12 protein-coding genes and 1 tRNA gene are annotated in these 19630 nt (G+C 35.5%); 9 read left to right on the top strand and 4 right to left on the bottom strand.

The window, feature by feature from the left end:
- Positions 1-1338, top strand: coding sequence for a glycoside hydrolase family 27 protein (locus tag GM921_RS05285; protein WP_182921554.1), 1338 nt, complete (start codon positions 1-3; stop codon positions 1336-1338).
- On the opposite strand, the gene GM921_RS05280 is transcribed toward GM921_RS05285, so the two are convergent.
- Complete coding sequence (locus GM921_RS05280; RefSeq protein WP_182921553.1) at positions 1335-3314, bottom strand: alpha-L-arabinofuranosidase C-terminal domain-containing protein; 1980 nt, start codon at positions 3312-3314, stop codon at positions 1335-1337. The genes GM921_RS05285 and GM921_RS05280 overlap by 4 nt on opposite strands.
- A 182-nt stretch (positions 3315-3496) precedes the next feature.
- Between GM921_RS05280 and GM921_RS05275 the strand changes: the two genes are divergently transcribed.
- Both GM921_RS05275 and GM921_RS05270 read left to right on the top strand, forming a co-directional pair.
- Positions 3497-5899 (top strand): glycoside hydrolase family 127 protein, encoded by a 2403-nt coding sequence (locus tag GM921_RS05275; protein ID WP_182921552.1) that lies wholly within the window; start codon positions 3497-3499, stop codon positions 5897-5899.
- An 8-nt stretch (positions 5900-5907) separates the two neighbouring features.
- The gene (locus tag GM921_RS05270; protein ID WP_182921551.1) at positions 5908-8274 is read left to right on the top strand and encodes a beta-L-arabinofuranosidase domain-containing protein; all 2367 of its coding nucleotides are present in this window, start codon (positions 5908-5910) and stop codon (positions 8272-8274) included.
- A 315-nt stretch (positions 8275-8589) separates the two neighbouring features.
- On the opposite strand, the gene GM921_RS05265 is transcribed toward GM921_RS05270, so the two are convergent.
- Positions 8590-8662, bottom strand: a tRNA-Lys gene (locus GM921_RS05265).
- Positions 8663-9154: 492 nt separating this feature from the next.
- Between GM921_RS05265 and GM921_RS05260 the strand changes: the two genes are divergently transcribed.
- The 6 genes from GM921_RS05260 to GM921_RS05235 all read left to right on the top strand — a co-directional run bounded on the left by GM921_RS05260 (position 9155) and on the right by GM921_RS05235 (position 17264).
- Complete coding sequence (locus GM921_RS05260; RefSeq protein WP_182921550.1) at positions 9155-12316, top strand: glycoside hydrolase family 2 TIM barrel-domain containing protein; 3162 nt, start codon at positions 9155-9157, stop codon at positions 12314-12316.
- A 115-nt stretch (positions 12317-12431) separates the two neighbouring features.
- The gene (locus tag GM921_RS05255; RefSeq protein WP_182921549.1) at positions 12432-12611 is read left to right on the top strand and encodes a hypothetical protein; all 180 of its coding nucleotides are present in this window, start codon (positions 12432-12434) and stop codon (positions 12609-12611) included.
- 42 nt (positions 12612-12653) lie between these two features.
- Entirely contained in the window at positions 12654-14051 is a 1398-nt protein-coding gene (locus GM921_RS05250) for an arylsulfatase (RefSeq protein ID WP_182921548.1), read from the top strand.
- Between the two features lie 485 nt (positions 14052-14536).
- Positions 14537-15040, top strand: coding sequence for a GNAT family N-acetyltransferase (locus GM921_RS05245; RefSeq protein ID WP_182921547.1), 504 nt, complete (start codon positions 14537-14539; stop codon positions 15038-15040).
- 366 nt (positions 15041-15406) lie between these two features.
- Positions 15407-15796 carry an OsmC family protein gene (locus GM921_RS05240; RefSeq protein WP_182921546.1) on the top strand — a complete coding sequence of 130 codons (390 nt, stop codon included), beginning with the start codon at positions 15407-15409 and terminating at the stop codon, positions 15794-15796.
- Between the two features lie 430 nt (positions 15797-16226).
- On the top strand, positions 16227-17264 hold the full coding sequence (locus GM921_RS05235; protein ID WP_182921545.1) for an NAD(P)-dependent alcohol dehydrogenase: 1038 nt from the start codon (positions 16227-16229) through the stop codon (positions 17262-17264).
- Between the two features lie 373 nt (positions 17265-17637).
- On the opposite strand, the gene GM921_RS05230 is transcribed toward GM921_RS05235, so the two are convergent.
- Positions 17638-18954, bottom strand: coding sequence for a sensor histidine kinase (locus tag GM921_RS05230; protein WP_182921544.1), 1317 nt, complete (start codon positions 18952-18954; stop codon positions 17638-17640).
- Complete coding sequence (locus GM921_RS05225) at positions 18951-19628, bottom strand: response regulator transcription factor (RefSeq protein ID WP_182921543.1); 678 nt, start codon at positions 19626-19628, stop codon at positions 18951-18953. The genes GM921_RS05230 and GM921_RS05225 overlap by 4 nt, the downstream gene beginning before the upstream one ends.
- Between the last annotated feature and the right edge of the window lie 2 nt (positions 19629-19630).

The raw sequence follows: 19630 nt of genomic DNA, 5'->3' as shown, positions 1-19630 counted from the left end.
ATGTTAAAAAAAGCATTTATCTGTATTGTATTACTTACGATTATACATACTGCACAAGGCCAAACTTCTTTCAAAAACTGGGCGCAAACCCCTCCAATGGGTTGGAATAGTTGGGATTGTTATGGTTCTACAGTTACCGAGGCCGAAGTGAAAGCCAATGCCGATTATATGGCGACTAATCTTAAAAAAGTAGGGTGGCAGTATATTGTGGTCGATATTCGTTGGTTTGTAGAAAATGATAAAGCTGGGGGATATAACCAAACCGATCCACGCTATGTGATGGATGAGTATGGAAGATATTTACCTTATAGTGGACGTTTTCCATCAGCCGCAGGCGGAAAGGGTTTTAAGGCACTTGCCGATTATATTCATAGTAAAGGTTTAAAATTCGGTATTCATATTATGCGAGGTATCCCAGTTGAAGCAGTAAAACGAAAACTTCCTATTAAAGGTACAAATGGAATCACTGCCGATCAGGTGTATACCACAGATTTGCAATGCAAGTGGCTTACGGATAATTATACTGTTGTGGCCAATAAACCAGGTGCACAGGAATACTATAACTCTATTTTGGAATTATATGCTTCATGGGGGGTAGATTTTATTAAAGTTGATGATCTTTCACGCCCTTATCATCAAGGGGAAATCGAACTCATAAGAAAAGCAATTGATCGCACCGGAAGACCAATCGTTTTAAGTACTTCCCCTGGCGAAACACCCATTAAAGATGCAGAACATGTAAAAGAACATGCCAATATGTGGCGTATGGTTGATGATGTATGGGATGTTTGGAAGGATTTAATACATTTAATGAATGTGGCTAAAGGATGGTATGCGTATTCGGCTCCAGGCACTTGGCCTGATTGTGATATGATTCCGCTAGGAAGGATAGCGATTCGTGGAGAACGCGGAGTAGACCGTATGACACGCTTAAAAAAAGAAGAACAAGTTTCATTAATGACCTTTTTTACTATTTTTCGGTCGCCCTTGATGTTTGGTGGCGATATGCCTTCCAATGATGCATTTACACTTTCCTTGCTCAATAATAAAGACATCCTAAAAATGCATAGGGAAGGGACAGAAGTACGTCAGTTATTTATGGAGAATGGAAAAGTTGCGGTAACTTCCAGAAATAGCAAAACAGGTGAACGTTATCTTGCATTATTTAATATCGGAGATAAAGATGCGGCAACGATTTCTGTTAATCTAAAAGAACTTGGGGTTAATACAAAATATAAAGTTAAAGAATTATGGACAGGTGAAACTTTTAAAGGCACAAACAGTAATTTTTCTCAGCAAATTGAGCCACATGCAAGTAAGGTTTTTCTATTTCGTTAGGCGCTAAAAGGTATCCTGATTACATTAAATGAATAGGGTTTTAAAACCAAGTTTACTTTTTTTCCTTTTATTGAAATGGTTGTCCTTTTAGGCGCTACTGTTTGAGGATTTTCTATAGAGTTAAGCTGATTTAAATTGCCGTTTTCTAACTCATCGATAAATCCTGTTGATTTAATTTTTTTCTTCCCATCAAGATCTAAGTCAATGGTTTGAGCCTTATTTTCGGTGTTTACAATCTTAATAATCAATTCATTAGTGGCTTTATCTACTACCGCTGATGCATATAAACCATCTTGTCCAATTAAATTCTTTTGGTTGGCAGTTATCAAAACCACATCCGTTCCTTTATTGGTAGCGAATAGCTTTTGAACGTAATAATCGGGTGTGCCATATACTTTTAGATTATCGACCCAAATCATATCTGGAGCCCATTGCCAAGCATCAACATGAGCAAAAAGAGGAGCGTAGGACGCCATTTGAACTACATCCGCATTGCGTTCTAAGCCTGTCATTAAAGCAGCAGCAGCTAAGGCACTTTGCCAATTATTTCTGTTCGCACCTATAATTTTCGAATCAGCATGAACAGCATATTCACCTACAAAAACCTTTGATTCATTTCTTGGGTAGTTATCGTAATGCCCAGCGTTTTTTAAAAACCAATCAGCTGACCGGTAATAATGCTCGTCTATAAAATCGGCTTTACTTTTTCTAAGGGAAGTATTTAATAAATCGAATCGATCACCATCTGGAGCGGTACCAGAGCTAGTAATGAGTTTAAAATCGGGATATTTCGCTTTAATCGCTTTCGTAAAAATTGCTAAACGTTCTAAATATTGTGGACCCCAGTTTTCATTTCCAATGCCCATCATTTTTAGGTTAAAAGGTTTTGGATGGCCTAATTCAGCTCTTTTTTTTCCCCATTTGGTGGTTATATCTCCATTTGCAAATTCGATTAAATCTAAAGCATCCTGCACATAAGGATCTAATTCGTTTAAAGCAACAACTTCACCACTGTTATATTGGCAAGCCATGCCACAATTTAAAATGGGTAATGCATCTGATCCAATATCTTCTGCAAGTTGAAAATATTCGAAAAAGCCTAATCCGAAACTTTGGAAATAATCTGGCGCAGGGCGATGAGCGAACTCGATATTCCATCGGTTCATAATCAGTTTTCTGTTTTCGATTGGGCCGATTGTATTTTTCCATTGATAGCGGTTCGCTAAATCTGTTCCTTCAACAATGCATCCTCCAGGAAAACGAATAAAACCAGGCTTCATATCAGCCAGCATCTGAACCATATCGGCTCTTAATCCCTGTGGTCTATTTTTCCAGGTATCTTGAGGGAACAAAGAAATCATATCTAAATCAATATTTCCCTTACCTTCAAATTGTATCGTAAACTTAGCTTTAAGGTCAGTCTCTGTTGCAGTGAAACTTATTGCTTGTTTTTGCCAACTGTTATCGGTTTGCTTTGGTGTTAAAGTTGTTTGTCCAATTACCTTATTTTGAGAGTTTTTTAAGTTGAGCACCAATTTAATTCCAGATACAGGCATGCGATAAAGCATCGAAAAATCATAGCGCAGCCCTTTTTTAATTCCCATTCCTTTAAAACCTTCGTTAGCAAGTTCTAAATTGTCTCCTTCTTTTTTTATTTGTAAATATCTTGGGTTGGTCTCATTTACTTCTTTGCGATTAACGACCAACACTTCACCTTCATTTGATTTATTTTGTTGGATACTCCATCCCATCAAAGGCTTTGTAAACTCGAATGATCTATTTTTAATTAATTCAGCATAAATACCACCATCGGCTCCAAAATTAATATCCTCAAAAAACACACCCCACATGTTGGGTTCAACTTTTGCAATTGATTGATCTGTTTTAACCTTTAATATTTTTGCAGTTTGCGCAAAAGTTTGAGATGAAAGCGCTAATAGGAGACAAGTGTAAGTATACACACGATTTAATTTCATAAAGTTTATAATTTGGAAGAATAGAAAATTAAAGTTAATTATTTTATTAATTATAAACGTTATTTTGACGTTTAATATTCTTTTTATACATTCGATATATGATTTGTCAATTGTAAGATTGAACTGGTTAACTCCTGCCAAATAAATAACCATGAATAATGAATAATGACTAACCTAATCCAATGAAACGAATAAAAATTATTCTGTCTTTTTTTTGCTTAGCAACTATAGCAGCTTTACAGGTAAAAGCACAAAAAAGGAAAGACTATCCAATTGTGCCTGTTCCATTTACTCATGTCCATATCAATGATAAATTTTGGGCTCCGAAATTAATGGTAAATGCTAAGGTAACTATTCCATATATTTTCCGAATGTGCAAAGAAAATGGTAGGATGAATAATTTTTTACTAGCAGCGCACACAGTAACTGGGGGTAAACTTACGCAGTTTACTTTTGATGACACTGATGTTTACAAGGCAATAGAAGGCGCTTCGTATGCTTTGCAGGTAGAGCGAGATTTCAAATTGGAAATGTATATCGATTCACTGATTAGTATGATTGCGAATGCCCAAGAAAAAGATGGTTATTTGTACACCTTTCGTACGGCAAACATTAAGCCGTTACATGAATGGGTAGGAGCTAAACGATGGGAGAAAGAAGAAGAACTTAGCCATGAACTTTATAATTCTGGACATCTATTTGAAGCTGCCGTAGCGCATTATGAAGCTACTGGAAAGCGTAATTTTCTTAATATCGCTATTAAAAATGCCGATTTATTGGCAACAGTCTTCGGGCCAGGTAAACTACAGATTTATCCAGGTCATCAAATTGTAGAGATTGGGTTGGTTAAGTTATATCGTGTTACCGGTAACCAAAAATATCTTGACTTAGCAAAGTTTTTTCTTGATGTAAGAGGTCCAAATGGAGATCAATACAATCAAGCGCATGCAAAAGTAGTAGATCAAAAAACTGCAGTTGGACATGCTGTACGTGCAACTTATATGTACACTGGAATGGCAGATGTTGCTGCGCTTACAGGCGATGCTGCTTATTTAAACGCAATAGATAATATTTGGGAAGATGTTGTAGGTAAGAAACTTTATATTACTGGAGGTATTGGCGCTACTGGCAATGGTGAAGCTTTTGGAGATGCTTATCAACTACCTAACATGTCTGCCTACGCAGAAACATGTGCCGCAATCGCAAATATTTATTGGAATAGTAGAATGTTCCAACTCCATGGTGATTCTAAATATATCGATATATTGGAGAGAACTCTTTACAATGGTTTACTATCTGGAGTTTCATTAAGCGGAGATCGGTTTTTCTATCCCAATCCGTTAGCCTCCATGCATCAACATCAACGTAGTGGATGGTTTGCTTGTGCTTGTTGTATTTCCAATATGACTCGATTTTTGCCGTCACTACCTGGATATGTTTATGCACACGATGGGAATAATTTGTATGTGAACTTGTTTATGGCAAATAAAGCTGATATCAAATTGAATTCAACGGAGGTAAATGTTACTCAATTCACCGAATATCCTTGGAAAGGAAATATCAAAATAGCAATTAATCCTGTCAAGTCTGCTACTTTTAAGGTTCACCTACGTATTCCAGGATGGGCTACAAACACTCCAGTACCAGGAGATTTATATAGCTACCTTAAGGCAAAGGATGCTCCCTTTAAATTATTACTCAACGGTAAACCTATAAACTATCAGCTAGTGAAAGGCTATGCAGTTATAGAGCGTAGATGGCAGAAAGATGATCAAATTACATTAGAATTGCCAATGGATATTCACAAAGTGGTGGCTAACCAAAAGGTTAAAGATGATATTGGGCGATTTGCTTTTCAAAAGGGACCAATAGTTTATTGCTTGGAAGGACCAGACAATAAAGATGGTCAAGTTCAAAATATTATGGTTTCTAAAGATGCCAATCCTAATGCATATATGAATAATGCTAAATTGAATGGAATTGAAGAGATATTGGTAGATGGAATAGGAACTAAAAGGCAGGTAAACACTGATGAATTGATACAAACAAATCAAAAAGTAGTGGCTATTCCTTATTATGCTTGGGCCAATCGCGGATCAAGCGACATGGCTGTGTGGATACCTTATGAAGTTTCTGCAGCAAGACCACAAGCCGCACCAACCATTGCTTCCAAAAGTAAGGTTAGTTCATCTTTGAATAATCCTAAACTGCTACAATCCATCAATGATCAGTATGAGCCAGCAGATTCAAAGGATACTAATTATCCATATCTGCACTGGTGGCCAAAGAAAAATTCTACAGAATTTGTTCAATATGATTTTGCTAATGAAGAAACAATAAGCCAATCTAATGTATATTGGTATGATGATGGTCCTTGGGGTGGATGTAGAATTCCACTCTCTTATAAAATCTTCTATCTTAAAGGTGAAAAATGGATCCCAGTTGAGGTGATTAACGATACTAGAATTGCTAAAGATAAGTTTAACATCGTTGACTTTAAGCCTGTTTCAGCTAAGGGCATTAAGCTTGAAATCCAACTACCTGTTGAACAATCATCTGGAATACATGAATGGAAAATAAAGTAAATCTATTAATGAAGAAAACAGTATTTGTATACATTTTAAGCAGCGCATTATTCGTTAGTTTGAATGGCAATGCTCAAAATTACTTACCACAGCTTAATGATTCTAGGATGAAGGTTAAGCCTAGCATACCTATTAAAACGTATGCATTTGACCTTTCGGAGGTAACGTTATCTGAAAGCATTTTCAAAACAGCGATGAAAGCAGATGAGGCTTATTTGCTTACAATCGATCCAGATCGCTTATTGTCTGGTTTCAGAGCGAATGCGGGTTTGACTCCTAAGGCGAAAATATATGGGGGTTGGGAAGACGGAGGTTTAGCTGGACATTCTTTAGGTCATTATCTCTCGGCGCTCTCGATGCAATTTTCGTCTAGTAGGAATCCTGTTTTACTACAGAAAGTAAATTACATTATCAATCAGTTAGAAGAATGCCAGAAAGCAAGGGGAAATGGCTACTTGGGAGCATTTGCCAATGAAGACAAGATTTGGGGCGAAGTAGCTAAGGGCAATATCAAAACAGGTGGCTTTGACTTAAATGGTGGTTGGGCGCCTTGGTATACTGTACACAAAATAATGGCTGGCCTGCTTGATGCCTATTTATATACCAACAACAAAAAGGCACTTGCTGAATGCATCGGTCTAGCTAATTGGACAGAAACTACAATCAAGGGATTAAACGATGAACTTTTACAGAAGATGCTCATTTGCGAATATGGTGGTATGGCTGAAACTTTAACCAATCTTTATGCAATTACTGCAAATCAGAAGTTCCTCAATTTATCGTATAAGTTTTATGATAAACGTATTCTTGATCCTTTGTCTGAGCAAAAAGATATACTACCAGGAAAGCATTCCAACACACAAATTCCTAAAATTATTGCAAGCGCAAGAAGATATGAGCTTACTGGTGATAAAAATGATAAGGCTATTGCCGATTTCTTTTGGAAAACCGTAGTATACGAACATTCTTATGTAACTGGTGGAAATAGTAATTACGAGTATTTGAGTGAACCTAATCAATTAAATGATAAGCTCACAGAAAATACCACAGAGACCTGTAACACTTATAATATGTTAAAACTTACAGGTCATTTATTTACACAAAACCCTTCGGCAGCGTTTTTCGATTATTATGAAAGAGCGCTATACAATCATATCTTGGCATCTCAAAACCATGAAAATGGCATGACTTGTTATTTTGTGCCATTGAGAATGGGTGGTAAAAAAGAATACAGTGATAAATTTAACACTTTTACCTGTTGTGTGGGTACTGGAATGGAAAATCATGTAAAGTACAATGAGAGTATTTATTTTAAAGGAGAAAATGGCAGTTTATATGTTAACTTGTTTATTCCATCAGTTTTAAATTGGAAAGAAAAAGGGTTAAAATTAACACAAGGAACTAGTTTACCCTCTGGTAATGAAACTACATTTGTTTTAAGTCTTAACAAACCTTCTTATTTTACCATTAACTTACGGAAACCAAAATGGGCTAAAGACACAAAAGTCTTAGTTAATGGTGTTCCACAACAACTTATTCAAGATGAATATGGCTATTTGAACCTAACCAGAACTTGGAAAAACAACGACAAAATATCGTATTTAACCACTGAATATTTATATACTGAATCAATGCCTGATAATCCAGATCGGAGAGCAGTGTTTTATGGACCTATATTATTAGCAGGGATTTTAGGAGATAAAGAACCTGATCCTGTTCAAGGTGTTCCTGTATTTGTAAGTGAGGTTAATGATGCTTCGAAGTGGTTGCATACAGTGAACCAACAAGAATTAAAGTTTGAGACAAAAAATATAGCTCACCCACATGAGGTAACACTCATTCCTTTTTACCAAACAAAAAATCAATACTATAGCGTTTATTGGGATGTGTTTACACCTGAGAAATGGATTGTACAGCAAAAACGCTATGAGGAACAAAAACGGAAACTTAAGGAAATAGAAGATCGAACTGTCGATTTGTTTAGACTGGGTGAGATGCAGCCAGAACGTGATCACAATTTCATTGCTGAAAAAGAGGAGGTTGGACAAGAGCATGGTGGAAAATGGCGTCTTGCTGGTGAAAATGGTTTTTTACAGTTTGATGTTAAGGTTGATTCAAAAGTTGAAAATACCATTATTGCGTCCTATTGGGGAATGGATAATCGCGGGAGAAACTTCGATATTATGGTAGATGGTCAAAAAATAGTATCAGAGAATTTGGATAAGTATAAAGAAAGCAGATTTTATGATGTGAGTTACAAAATCCCTTTGGATATAACATCTGGAAAAAGCAAAGTTACTGTTAAGCTCGTACCTAAACCAAAAAATAGTGCTGGACCAATCTATCTTCTTAGAATTATCAAACCTGAAATGTAGTCTTTTAATGATTAGAGGTTTTTAACCTTGAAAACTTAGCTTTTTAGGGTAATGGTGACAATATGTGCAGTTATTGAATGTGATCAATCATGAAAAATTGTGAACAGGTCTTAAACAGGTTAATAAAAGAGGTATAATTAATGCGAATTTAATAGGGACTAGACTCAGATAAGTCACTATATACTCCCTACTAAAAATCCCTATATAATACGAGTATTCTATTTGTATTAATAAGTGTTCTTGACTATAGATATCTCAAAATTGGGTAATAATAAGTTAAAACAAAAAAGCCTCACATTTCTGTGAGGCTTTTCGTGATCCCGCTGGGATTCGAACCCAGGACCACTACATTAAAAGTGTAATGCTCTACCAGCTGAGCTACGGAATCATTCCTTTTGTTTAAGGAGGGGCAAATATAGAAATTAAAATGTATTTGCCCAACTATTTCTGAAAAAAGTTGAATAGCTTTATTTAAAGCATTTTAACGTGTTAATTATCAGCGGTAAAGTGTATTTATTTTCAACTTATTTTTAAGCCAAAATCACTGTTTATTAAGTAAAACTATCAGTCAGGTTAATTTTCTATTTTTATCAATAACAGCGCAAACGTTTGATTTATTTTAGCTTTAATATAATAAATCAAAAAACTAACAGAGATATACATCTTTTAAACATTAGATTTCTACTTAATGAATTATAGAAAGTTATACTTTATACTAAATATCAGCTAACAAGCAAACTGGTTTAACAGCTAAAGATTAAGCGGTTGAATAATCAAACGTTTGCGTTATAATTAATTGCAGTATAAGAAATTGCATGTCTATTTTAGGAGTACCAATGCATTTCTATGCATTAAAACTAATTAACTACTAAACACACAAATGAAAAAAAACACTATTATTTTATCTATCGTAGCATTGTTTGCCTTACACACACGGGCACAGCAATTACCGGTAGAATTACAAACTCCAGAGGTTGTTTCTTTAAATAGAATGCCAATGCGGGCATCAGCATTTGCATACGAAAGTGCAGATTTAGCTGCTAAAAGAAGCAAAGAAAAATCCGATTATTTTATATCGTTAAATGGAACTTGGAAATTTAATTGGGTTCAAGATCCTCGTAAAAGACCACTAGATTTTTATAAAACTGATTTTAATGATGCTGCATGGGATAACTTTAAAGTACCTGCCAATTGGGAAGTGAATGGTTATGGATTACCAATTTACGTAAATCAGCCGTATGAATTTGCAGGCAGAAAACTGACGGGCAATAGGATGAATCCTCCTTTTGATATTCCTGAAGATAATAACCCAGTTGGATCATATCGTAGAAAAATTAATATCCCAGAGAACTGGAAAAACAGACAAGTGTTTATCAGTTTAGGAGCTGTGAAATCTGCTTTCTTTATTTGGGTAAATGGTAAAAAAGTAGGTTATAGTGAAGATAGTAAGCTTGCTGCCGAATTTGATATCACTAAATATGTAAAACCTGGAGAAAATACAATCGCTTTGCAAGTTTACCGCTGGAGTGATGGCAGTTATTTGGAATGTCAGGATATGTGGCGTATTTCGGGTATAGAACGCGATGTTTATTTATACTCGACACCTAAATTAGATATTCGTGATTTTAAAGCAATTGGTACGTTAGATAATACGTACACCAATGGTTTGTTAAATGTGGATGTAACGGTAGAAAACTATAAAATAGATCAACGTACCAACCACAGCAGACCTGATAGCTTTTACGTAGCCTTAAATTTAGTTGATGCTAAGGGAAATCAGGTTTGGAAAGATGCAACTGGACTTAAAACAGTTTTAGGGAATTATAAAAATAACCTTTCTTTCAAAACGCAGATTAGCAATGTAAAAAATTGGTCGGCAGAAGTGCCGTACTTATATACGTTGTATATTACCTTAAAAGATAAAAACGAGAACATTATCGAAGTTATTCCTCAACGCATTGGTTTCCGTTCGGTAGAAATTAAAGGAAGTGATTTGCTAGTGAATGGAAAACGTATCTTTTTAAAAGGGGTTAATCGTCATGAGCATAATGCAACACAAGGGCATACACTTACGCATGAGGACATGAGAAAAGATATGGAAATGATGAAAAAGCTAAATGTAAATGCTGTTCGTCATTCTCATTATCCGCCAGATCCGTATTGGATGGAACTTTGTGATGAATATGGTTTGTACGTGATAGATGAAGCAAATATCGAATCACATGGTCGTTATTACAGTTTAGAAACGTCTTTTGCTAATGATAAACAATGGCGTATTCCGCATTTAGAGCGTATTACTAGAATGTACGAACGCGATAAAAACCATACTTCTGTTATTACTTGGTCTTTAGGAAATGAAGCTGGAAATGGTGTTAATTTTTACGAAGCATATGAGTGGTTAAAACAAAGAGATTTCCGCCCTGTGCAATACGAAAGAGCGGAAAGTGATTTTAATACTGATATGATTGTTCCTCAATACCCTGACCCGAATTGGTTAGTTAAATATTCGAAAAGCAAAAGCGAAAGACCGTTAATTATGAGTGAGTATGCACATATTATGGGGAATAGCTTAGGTAACTTTAAAGAATATTGGGACGCGATTGAAAGCAATCCAAAGTTACAAGGTGGTTTTATTTGGGAATGGATAGATCAAGGAATTGATACCGTAAAAAATGGTAAAAGAATTTTGGCCTACGGCGGAGATTTTCCATTAGAAGGTCCAGTTAATGAAGATTTTAGTGATAACAATTTCTGTGTTAAAGGTGTGGTAACTGCTTATCGCGGGTTAACGCCAATGGCAATTGAAGCAAAGAAAGTATATCAATTTATAAAAACAAGTTATGTAGGCAATAACCAAATTAGTGTGAATAACAGTTATTTCTTCCGAGATATTAGTAATATCCAGTTAAACTGGGAAGTTTTAGAAGATGGTAAAATTGTTCAAAGTGGGGTAATTGCAGATTTGAATATCAATCCACGTCAAACATCAACCATTACATTACCACTAAAAAATAACTACAAAGCTGGAAAAGAGTATTTCTTAAATCTTCACTATGTGTTAAAAACACCTGAGCCATTTTTAGAGAAAGGCTATGATATTTCTTACGAACAAATAGCATTAAATAGTACATCAAAAGCTTTTGATTATACCCCGAAAAAAGCAAAATTGAATGTTACTGAGACGCCAGAAAAATTAACGGTAACAGGTAGTAACTTTTCAGTGCAGTTTGATTTGTTAAAAGGTGTATTAAGTAAATATATACTTGATGGAACAGATGTATTAGCTAAGGGGCCTCAACCAGGGTTCTATCGTGCACCCACGGATAATGATATTGGTGCTGGTTTAAATAAATCTTTGCGCATGTGGCGCAATGTGTATGATGAAAATAGACAAATGATTAAAAAGAAAATAGTGAATGCACCCGACCTTTCTGTTGGAATCGTAATAACCTCTTCATTATTAAATGGTGATGCAGAAACTGTTCAAGAATTCATCATATTTCCAGATGGCAACATTAGGGTAGGTAATCAATTTAAAGCTATTACCGGCAAATACAAAACCTTAATGCGTATTGGAAACGATCTACAATTGAACTCAGCTTACAACACTATTCAATGGTATGGTCGTGGGCCAGGAGAGAATTATGTAGATAGAAAAACTGCATCATTAATTGGCACCTATAAATCAACAGTTGATCAGCAATATTTTGCTTATGCTCGTCCGCAAGAAAGCGGTAATAAAACCGATGTACGTTGGGTTTCATTTACCAATAAACAAGGTAAAGGATTACGTTTTGAATATGCAGACAGCTTATTAAGTTTTAATGCATTGCCATATTCGGTAGAGGATTTAGACCCAGAAGCAGAGAAAAAGCAATATCACTCGGGTGAGTTGGTTAAACGTAACCAAATTTATGTACACATGGATATGCAACAGTTGGGTGTACAAGGGATAGATAGTTGGGGTTCGTTGCCTTTAACGCAATATCAAATCCCTTACAAAAACCAAGCTTATAGCTATTGGATAAAACCAATTAAATAGCTAATTACCTGTGCTAATAGATAATGATAAGGTTGGTAAAATAAAACAAATATTAATTTTTAAGGTTTATTAAATAACGCTCCATTCAACTAGTTTTTAATTAAAACCTTAAAAGATGAAAGATGTAAAAATGCCAAAGAACAATCCGACCACACAAGGAAGTCCGATTGCAGACCGTACCAATCATGATATAAAAGTAGACAAGAAGATGAATGGCATTTCAAATGGAGGAGGCCAACGTTCTGATCAAACTTCGAATAAAGATAATAATCGAAAGCACGAAAATAAACGATAACATAAAGCACTGGGAAACCGGTGCTTTTTTTAAATTTACACTATGAAAAAATGTTTCCTTACCTGTTTCCTCATCGCGTTAGCAATAGGATTAAAAGCCCAACAAAAACCTAATGTTGTTTTTATTTTGGCAGATGATATGGGCTATGGCGATTTAGGTAGTTATGGTCAGCAATTAATAGAAACACCAAATATTGATAAATTAGCCAAAGGCGGAATCCGCTTTACTCAATTTTATGCTGGAACTTCTGTTTGTGCGCCTTCAAGAGCATCTTTAATGACGGGATTGCATACAGGACACACGCCAATTAGAGGGAATTATGAGATTAAACCAGAAGGACAGTTGCCATTACCTGATTCGGCCTATATTATGCCCGAAATGTTTAAAGATGCAGGTTATGCAACTGGTGTATTTGGTAAATGGGGCATGGGTTATCCAGGTTCTGAAGGTGATCCAGTTAAACAAGGGGTAGATCAGTTTTACGGTTACAATTGCCAGCGACAATCTCATAACTTTTTTCCTGATCATTTATGGAATAATTTAACCAAAGTAGATTTGCCTAATACCTTAACCAACTTACAACAGTATGCACCAGAGCTGATACAAAAACAGGCTATGGCTTTTATGGATAAGAATAAGTCTAAGCCATTTTTTATGTATTTGGCGTATACGTTACCTCATGCGGCTTTGCAACTTCCGGCAGGTGATAAAACATTCGAATACTATAAAAAGAAATTTAATGAACAGCCTAAAAACATTAAAATGGATTGGAATGGGGAGAATTATCAGCCACAAGCATACCCACATGCTGCTTATGCTGCTATGGTGACTAAGCTTGATAATTATGTGGGCGAAGTCATAAAGAAATTAAAAGCATTGGGTTTAGATAAAAATACACTGATTGTTTTTGCAAGTGATAATGGTCCACATAAAGAAGGTGGAAATGATCCTGAGTTTTTTAACAGTAGCGGTGGTTTTAAAGGAATTAAAAGACAACTGACCGAAGGTGGAATTAGAGAACCTGTTATTGTAAATTGGCCTGGTAAAATAAAACCACAGGTATCAGATCAGATTGGTGCATTTTGGGATTTCATGCCAACTTTTGCTGAGCTTGCTGGCGGAAAAAAATTGAAAACTACCGATGGCATTTCTATTTTACCAACGCTATTAAACAAAGGCACACAAAAACAGCATGAGTTTTTATATTGGGAGTTTCATGAAGATGGGGGCAGACAAGCGGTAAGAATGGGCAAATGGAAAGCGATAAAAGAAAATGTAATGAAAAACCCAAATAGTCCAATTGCTTTATATGATTTAAGTACTGATCCAAAAGAGCTAACTAATTTAGCTAGTAAATATCCTGATGTAGTTAAAAAGATGGAAGCAATTTTGTTAAACTCACATGTAGAGAATAAATATTTTCCTTTTATAACGAAGTAAGACTTATAACACACTCGTCATTGCGAAGAAGGCTTTCCGCCGACTGTGGCAATCTCCTTTATGCTTATCAAGCATTGATTAAGATCTTTTACGTCAAATAAAAGTTCATTTTTAATAAATTTTAAACTTTTGTTCATGAACATTTAACTTTTGTTCATGAACATTTTGCTTTTGTTCATAAACATTTCTCTTTTGTTCATGAGCATTTTGCTTTTGTTCATAAACATTTCTCTTTTGTTCATGAACATTTTGCTTTTGTTCATAAACATTTCTCTTTTGTTCATGAACATTTAACTTTTGTTCATGAACATTTTGCTTTTGTTCATAAACATTTTGCTTTTGTTCATGAACATAGAACTTTTGTTCATGAACAAAAGTTCTATGTTGTCTGCTTATTGGTAATTCCTTAGCAGCAATACACCTTGAATTAAGGTAAAACTGCCGTTTAATACCTATTTAGTTTGTTTTTGTACATTTACGGTAATATGATTATTAGAGAAGCTACGCTAAAAGATGTGCCCGAAGTAATGCAAGTGGTAAAAGCCGTTGTACCCTTAATGAATGCCGCAGGTAATATGCAATGGGATAAAACCTATCCAAATGCAACTGTTTTTGAAAAGGATATTAGCCTAAATCAGCTTTGGGTAGCCGAAATTGATGGAACTATTGCTGGCATTGCTGCTATTACGACCGATCAAGATGAAGAATATGCACAGGTAGGTTGGGATATTACCGAAACTGCAATTGTTACACATCGTTTAGCGGTAAATCCGCAGTACCAAGGCAAAGGCGTTGCAGTAGCATTATTACAACAAGCAGAACAAAATGCGATTGCTCGTAACATTAATCTATTACGCATAGATACTAATACTAAAAATGAAGCCACCCAAAAATTATTTCCGAAATTAGGCTATGCTTTTGCTGGCGAAATAGGCTTGGGCTTTAGACCAGGTTTACGATTTTATTGTTATGAGAAACGATTAAATTAGAATAGATTTTCCGCTGTGCTCGTTCGATTGAGAAACGTAATGCAATTTAGACTTTTTTATGCATTACGATTCCCGCTTTCGCGGGAAAGACGTTCAAGATTTCACTTGGCTACAAAGTAGGGTGGTGACGGTTTATGTAAAAACCATATCAAATTTTCTAAAGCATATTATTAGTTGTGCAAAATAAATTAATTAACTTTAGTAAAATTATTCATCATGGAACAACATCAATCTACCGAAGGACTTATATTACTTCTTACTTTATCAGCAGTATGTGTAGTTATACTTATCATTACTTTCTCACTTACGTTTTTTAGAAAAGCGAATACAGACGATAAGGCGCATTAATAACTGGGTAAACAAATTATGGCAGCTATAAAAGCAAGTATCGGAACAGAACCTTATCTAATAGAAATTAAATCGCCTACGGGCAATATAGTTATTGCAGACGAACCTCTTGAAAAAGGAGGACAGGATAAAGGTTTTTCTCCTAAAGAATTATTGGCTTCATCTTTAGGTGCGTGTACTTGTGCAACTGTGCGTATGTACGCAGAGCGGAAAGCTTGGGAACTCGAAAGAATAGATGTAAACGTTGAACTTGTTGAAGAAGAAGGGCAAACAAAGTTTATTCGCAAAATAGAATTGATAGGTGAGTTGGATGAACAACAAAGAACGCGATTACTTAACGTTGCAAATGCTTGCCCAATTCATAAAATACTAACGCATACTATTGTTGTAGATACTGTGTTGGTGTAGGTTACCACATAGGTGTATAATTAGTCTATTGCCGTCATTGCCAGCTTGACTGGCAATCGTAATGAATTTTACTATCGGTTGGTGTCTCCACCTACCGAAATAAAGTTTAACTCTGATGGTCGGTGAGACACCGACCACTAGGCGAACAGTCATGTATAAAGCATTAGGATACCCAATCGAGTTGGGTATGACGCACAATTCAAAGTGGTTTATTTTTTACGCATGTCAGTCTGAGCGTAGTCGAAGACCCGTTATGTAAGTCCTTCACTTCGGCTATGCTCAGGGCAAGCTAGCTCAGGATGGCAAATCGCCCTTAGCTATATTTCTATATAGTTAGTTTGCTAAATTGTAATCATTCGGTAATACTTCTGTCAACACCTTTTCTGTTCACATCAATACCTTAATTTCGTGTATACTTAAATCTAAAAATATGATACAATCAAAAGGATATGCAGCGCAAAACGCTGAAACAGATTTAGCTCCATGGAATTTCGAACACAGAGAGGTTGGTCCTCACGATGTTCAATTAGAAATTTTATACTGTGGTGTATGCCATAGCGATCTTCATCAAATTAAAAACGATTGGTTTCCAGGTATATTTCCAATGGTGCCAGGTCATGAGATTGTGGGTAAAGTAATTAAAGTGGGCGACCATGTTAAAAACTTTAAAGTAAATGAGTTAGCGGGTGTGGGCTGTATGGTAGATTCATGTCAAGTATGTGAAAACTGCAAGGCAGATCTTGAACAATATTGCCTAGAAGGAAGCACGCAAACTTATAACGGCAAAGGAAGAGATGGCGTACCAACTTATGGAGGTTATGCTAACACTATTGTTGTTCGTGAAGAGTTTGTATTACACATTTCAGAAAAACTATCACTTGCCGCAACAGCACCTTTACTTTGTGCAGGTATTACAACCTATTCGCCATTAAGACATTGGAAAGTAGGTAAGGGGCATAAACTAGCGGTATTAGGCTTAGGTGGTTTAGGCCACATGGCGGTTAAGTTTGGTGTAGCTTTCGGTGCAGAAGTAACTGTTTTAAGTACTTCGCCAAACAAAGAAGCTGCTGCAAAAGCTTTAGGCGCACATCATTTTGTGGTAACATCTGATGCTGAACAAGTAAAAGCGGTTACCGGAACGTTCGATTTCATTTTAGATACTGTTTCGGCAGATCATGATATGAACATGTACCTTTCTTTATTAAGAACAAACGGTACTCATATTGTAGTTGGTGTTCCAGCACCATATCCAATTCATCCGTTCTCATTAATTGGTGGCAGAAAAAGCTTAGCCGGTTCTGGTATTGGTGGTATTAAAGAAACGCAAGAAATGCTTGATTTTTGTGCTGAAAACAATATTGTATCGGATATAGAATTAATTGATATTAAAGATATTACAGCATCTTACCAAAGAATGGTTAAAGGTGATGTGCGTTACAGATTTGTAATTGACATGAAAACACTTTAAGGAGTTTATCTTCTAATTGAAGCCTCGAGAAATCGGGGCTTTTTTTATGAAGTTCGTCTTTGCGAGAGCATTCTCCGATTTTTCATCGGTAATGGTCGTGGCAACCTCCTTCATGCTAATAAAATGATATAAAGTAGGAGATTGCCACGTCGCTGCACTCCTCGCAAAGAGATAAAAGGTCTACTATTGCATTACGATTCCCAATCGAGTTGGGAATGACGTAGCGCTAGTCTGTTCGTCATTGCGAGGTACGAAGCAATCTTACAACGCTGGGTTTTCTTTACTAACGCATTAGGATTGCTTCGTACCTCGCAATGACGAGCGTCTTAAAACAATGTTTACTATATGTCTATGTGGTTTATTATTATTCAAACTACTTAACAAATAAAACCTTAAACGTTGTTCCTTCACCAATTTTAGATTCAACTTCTATTTCTACTTGATGATAAATAGCTATCGTTTTAACAATAGCTAACCCTAAACCATGCCCAACAGCTTCTGTAGAATTTGTTCTTCTAAACCTTTTAAAAATGAATGGCAGCTGATCTTCCGCAATACCAATGCCCGTATCACTTATTTTAAGTTCGTACGTGTTATTTTCATGCTGTTTATCCGTAATAGAAATTCTCCCATTGGGGATATTAAACTTTATAGCATTGTTAATGAGGTTATAAAAAAGTTGAAAGAGCAAATCATAATTCACATTTTTCAATATAGCATCTGGAGAGATATTTAACGTTAAAGAGATATTTTGTGTTTGCAGCCGATGACCTATTTCTTCAATAATATCATTAAACAAGTTTAGCGGTTTAACTATATCATTTTTTACATACTGTTCGTTTTCAATTCTTGATATCAATAACAACGATCCCGAAATCTTTTTAAGTCGATCTAATGTTTTCATCATCTCAATAATTCTTAATGAAACTTCTTCACTCAAAGGCTCATCAGCCAATAAGTTCTCCATTTTACTTTGCAATATGCTAATGGGTGTCATTAACTCATGGGATACATTGGCGGTAAATTCCTTTTCCTTAGCAAAAGCCTCATTAATTTTATCCAGCAACAACACTAACGATTCATCTAAATAGCTAAAATCGGTAGTACTGGTTTTTACTTTTTCTAATGGTGTGCGAAATGGAAATTTACGATGAAGTAGTTTAGTACGAATAATTTTTGCCAGTGGTTTAATGAGCATCCGTGTAAATACCAAATCAATTATTAAGGTTAACGCAATTAACGCCACCAAAATGTACAATGCAAAGCGTTGCAGTGGTTTATTATATTGGTTGATGCTTGATGTAGCCTTACCAATCTCTAATAAGTAGTTTTGGTTTCCATTTTTAAACGTATAGCTTAATATTCTGTAGTTAAGGGTGTCTTTATCTACAAATACACGTTGTGAGTTTTTAATGGTATCAATATGCTCATTTGGTTGCACTTGCTCAATCGCAATGTATTCTTCTTTAAGCATGGTGTAGCTACCAAAATTCTTTTCTCCTTGTAAATAGTAATCTACGCCATTTTTAGCTACATCACTAATTACTTTCTTTTTCTGTTCGCGTAAGGTGTAATTAGTAAATTGAGAAGCTATTTGTTGCACCAAAAAAGGCAAAGAAAGGACAAACAGCAATGCTACTGCCAATTTTGACCCTGTAATAAACAGCACTAATTTGGTAGATAATTTCATCTATGCTTAATTCTATAGCCCACACCCCGAACGGTTTCTAGCCAATCTGTTGTTCCAAAAACATTTAATTTCTTCCGTATGTTTTTAATGTGTGCATCTATGTAATTAGAATCGTAATCATCATCGGCATAAGTTCCCCAAATATGTTCGCTAAGTTGCATACGAGTAAGCACTCTATTTTTGTTCAATAAAAGATAACTTAACACATCAAATTCCTTTTTAGAAAGCTCAATTTCTGCAGTAGGATGCAACACCAATCTTTTTTGTAGGTCTATGTTAAATTCTCCTAAAGCGAGTAGTTCTACATTAATGTTAAATTTTCTTCTAGCTACAGCTTGCATCCTCGATTGAAGCTCTAAAAGGTAAAATGGCTTGGCAAGGTAATCATCAGCTCCAAGATCTAATCCAATTACTTTATCTTCTAAATTCCCTCTGGCCGTTAAAATAATGCAAGCTGCCTCTGGATTGTGCTTTTTTGTTTGCTTTAAAATATCTAAACCATCACCATCGGGTAATCCTAAATCTATTAAAATGAAATCATATTGGTTAATACCCAACATTTCAAGTGCATCTTTAAACGTATGCGCCATATCACAGAGGTAAAAAGCCTTCTTTAAAAAAGCTTCCATTTCATAAGCTAATGTTTTTTCATCCTCTATAATTAGAACTTTCATAG

Origin of the sequence: Pedobacter planticolens, assembly GCF_014172375.1 — a bacterium.
GTDB classification, from domain to species: domain Bacteria; phylum Bacteroidota; class Bacteroidia; order Sphingobacteriales; family Sphingobacteriaceae; genus Pedobacter; species Pedobacter planticolens.
Note: the sequence above shows the minus strand (reverse complement) of the source record. Positions and strands in the feature narration are given on the sequence as shown.

What these genes read in the sequence shown, in the direction of transcription:
- GM921_RS05235 (WP_182921545.1), top strand. Translation starts at nt 16,227, where the DNA reads ATGATACAATCAAAAGGATATGCAGCGCAAAACGCTGAAACAGATTTA.
- GM921_RS05280 (WP_182921553.1), bottom strand. Translation starts at nt 3,314, where the DNA reads ATGAAATTAAATCGTGTGTATACTTACACTTGTCTCCTATTAGCGCTT.
- GM921_RS05255 (WP_182921549.1), top strand. Translation starts at nt 12,432, where the DNA reads ATGAAAGATGTAAAAATGCCAAAGAACAATCCGACCACACAAGGAAGT.
- GM921_RS05245 (WP_182921547.1), top strand. Translation starts at nt 14,537, where the DNA reads ATGATTATTAGAGAAGCTACGCTAAAAGATGTGCCCGAAGTAATGCAA.
- GM921_RS05240 (WP_182921546.1), top strand. Translation starts at nt 15,407, where the DNA reads ATGGCAGCTATAAAAGCAAGTATCGGAACAGAACCTTATCTAATAGAA.
- GM921_RS05250 (WP_182921548.1), top strand. Translation starts at nt 12,654, where the DNA reads ATGAAAAAATGTTTCCTTACCTGTTTCCTCATCGCGTTAGCAATAGGA.
- GM921_RS05260 (WP_182921550.1), top strand. Translation starts at nt 9,155, where the DNA reads ATGAAAAAAAACACTATTATTTTATCTATCGTAGCATTGTTTGCCTTA.
- GM921_RS05270 (WP_182921551.1), top strand. Translation starts at nt 5,908, where the DNA reads ATGAAGAAAACAGTATTTGTATACATTTTAAGCAGCGCATTATTCGTT.
- GM921_RS05275 (WP_182921552.1), top strand. Translation starts at nt 3,497, where the DNA reads ATGAAACGAATAAAAATTATTCTGTCTTTTTTTTGCTTAGCAACTATA.
- GM921_RS05285 (WP_182921554.1), top strand. Translation starts at nt 1, where the DNA reads ATGTTAAAAAAAGCATTTATCTGTATTGTATTACTTACGATTATACAT.
- GM921_RS05230 (WP_182921544.1), bottom strand. Translation starts at nt 18,954, where the DNA reads ATGAAATTATCTACCAAATTAGTGCTGTTTATTACAGGGTCAAAATTG.
- GM921_RS05225 (WP_182921543.1), bottom strand. Translation starts at nt 19,628, where the DNA reads ATGAAAGTTCTAATTATAGAGGATGAAAAAACATTAGCTTATGAAATG.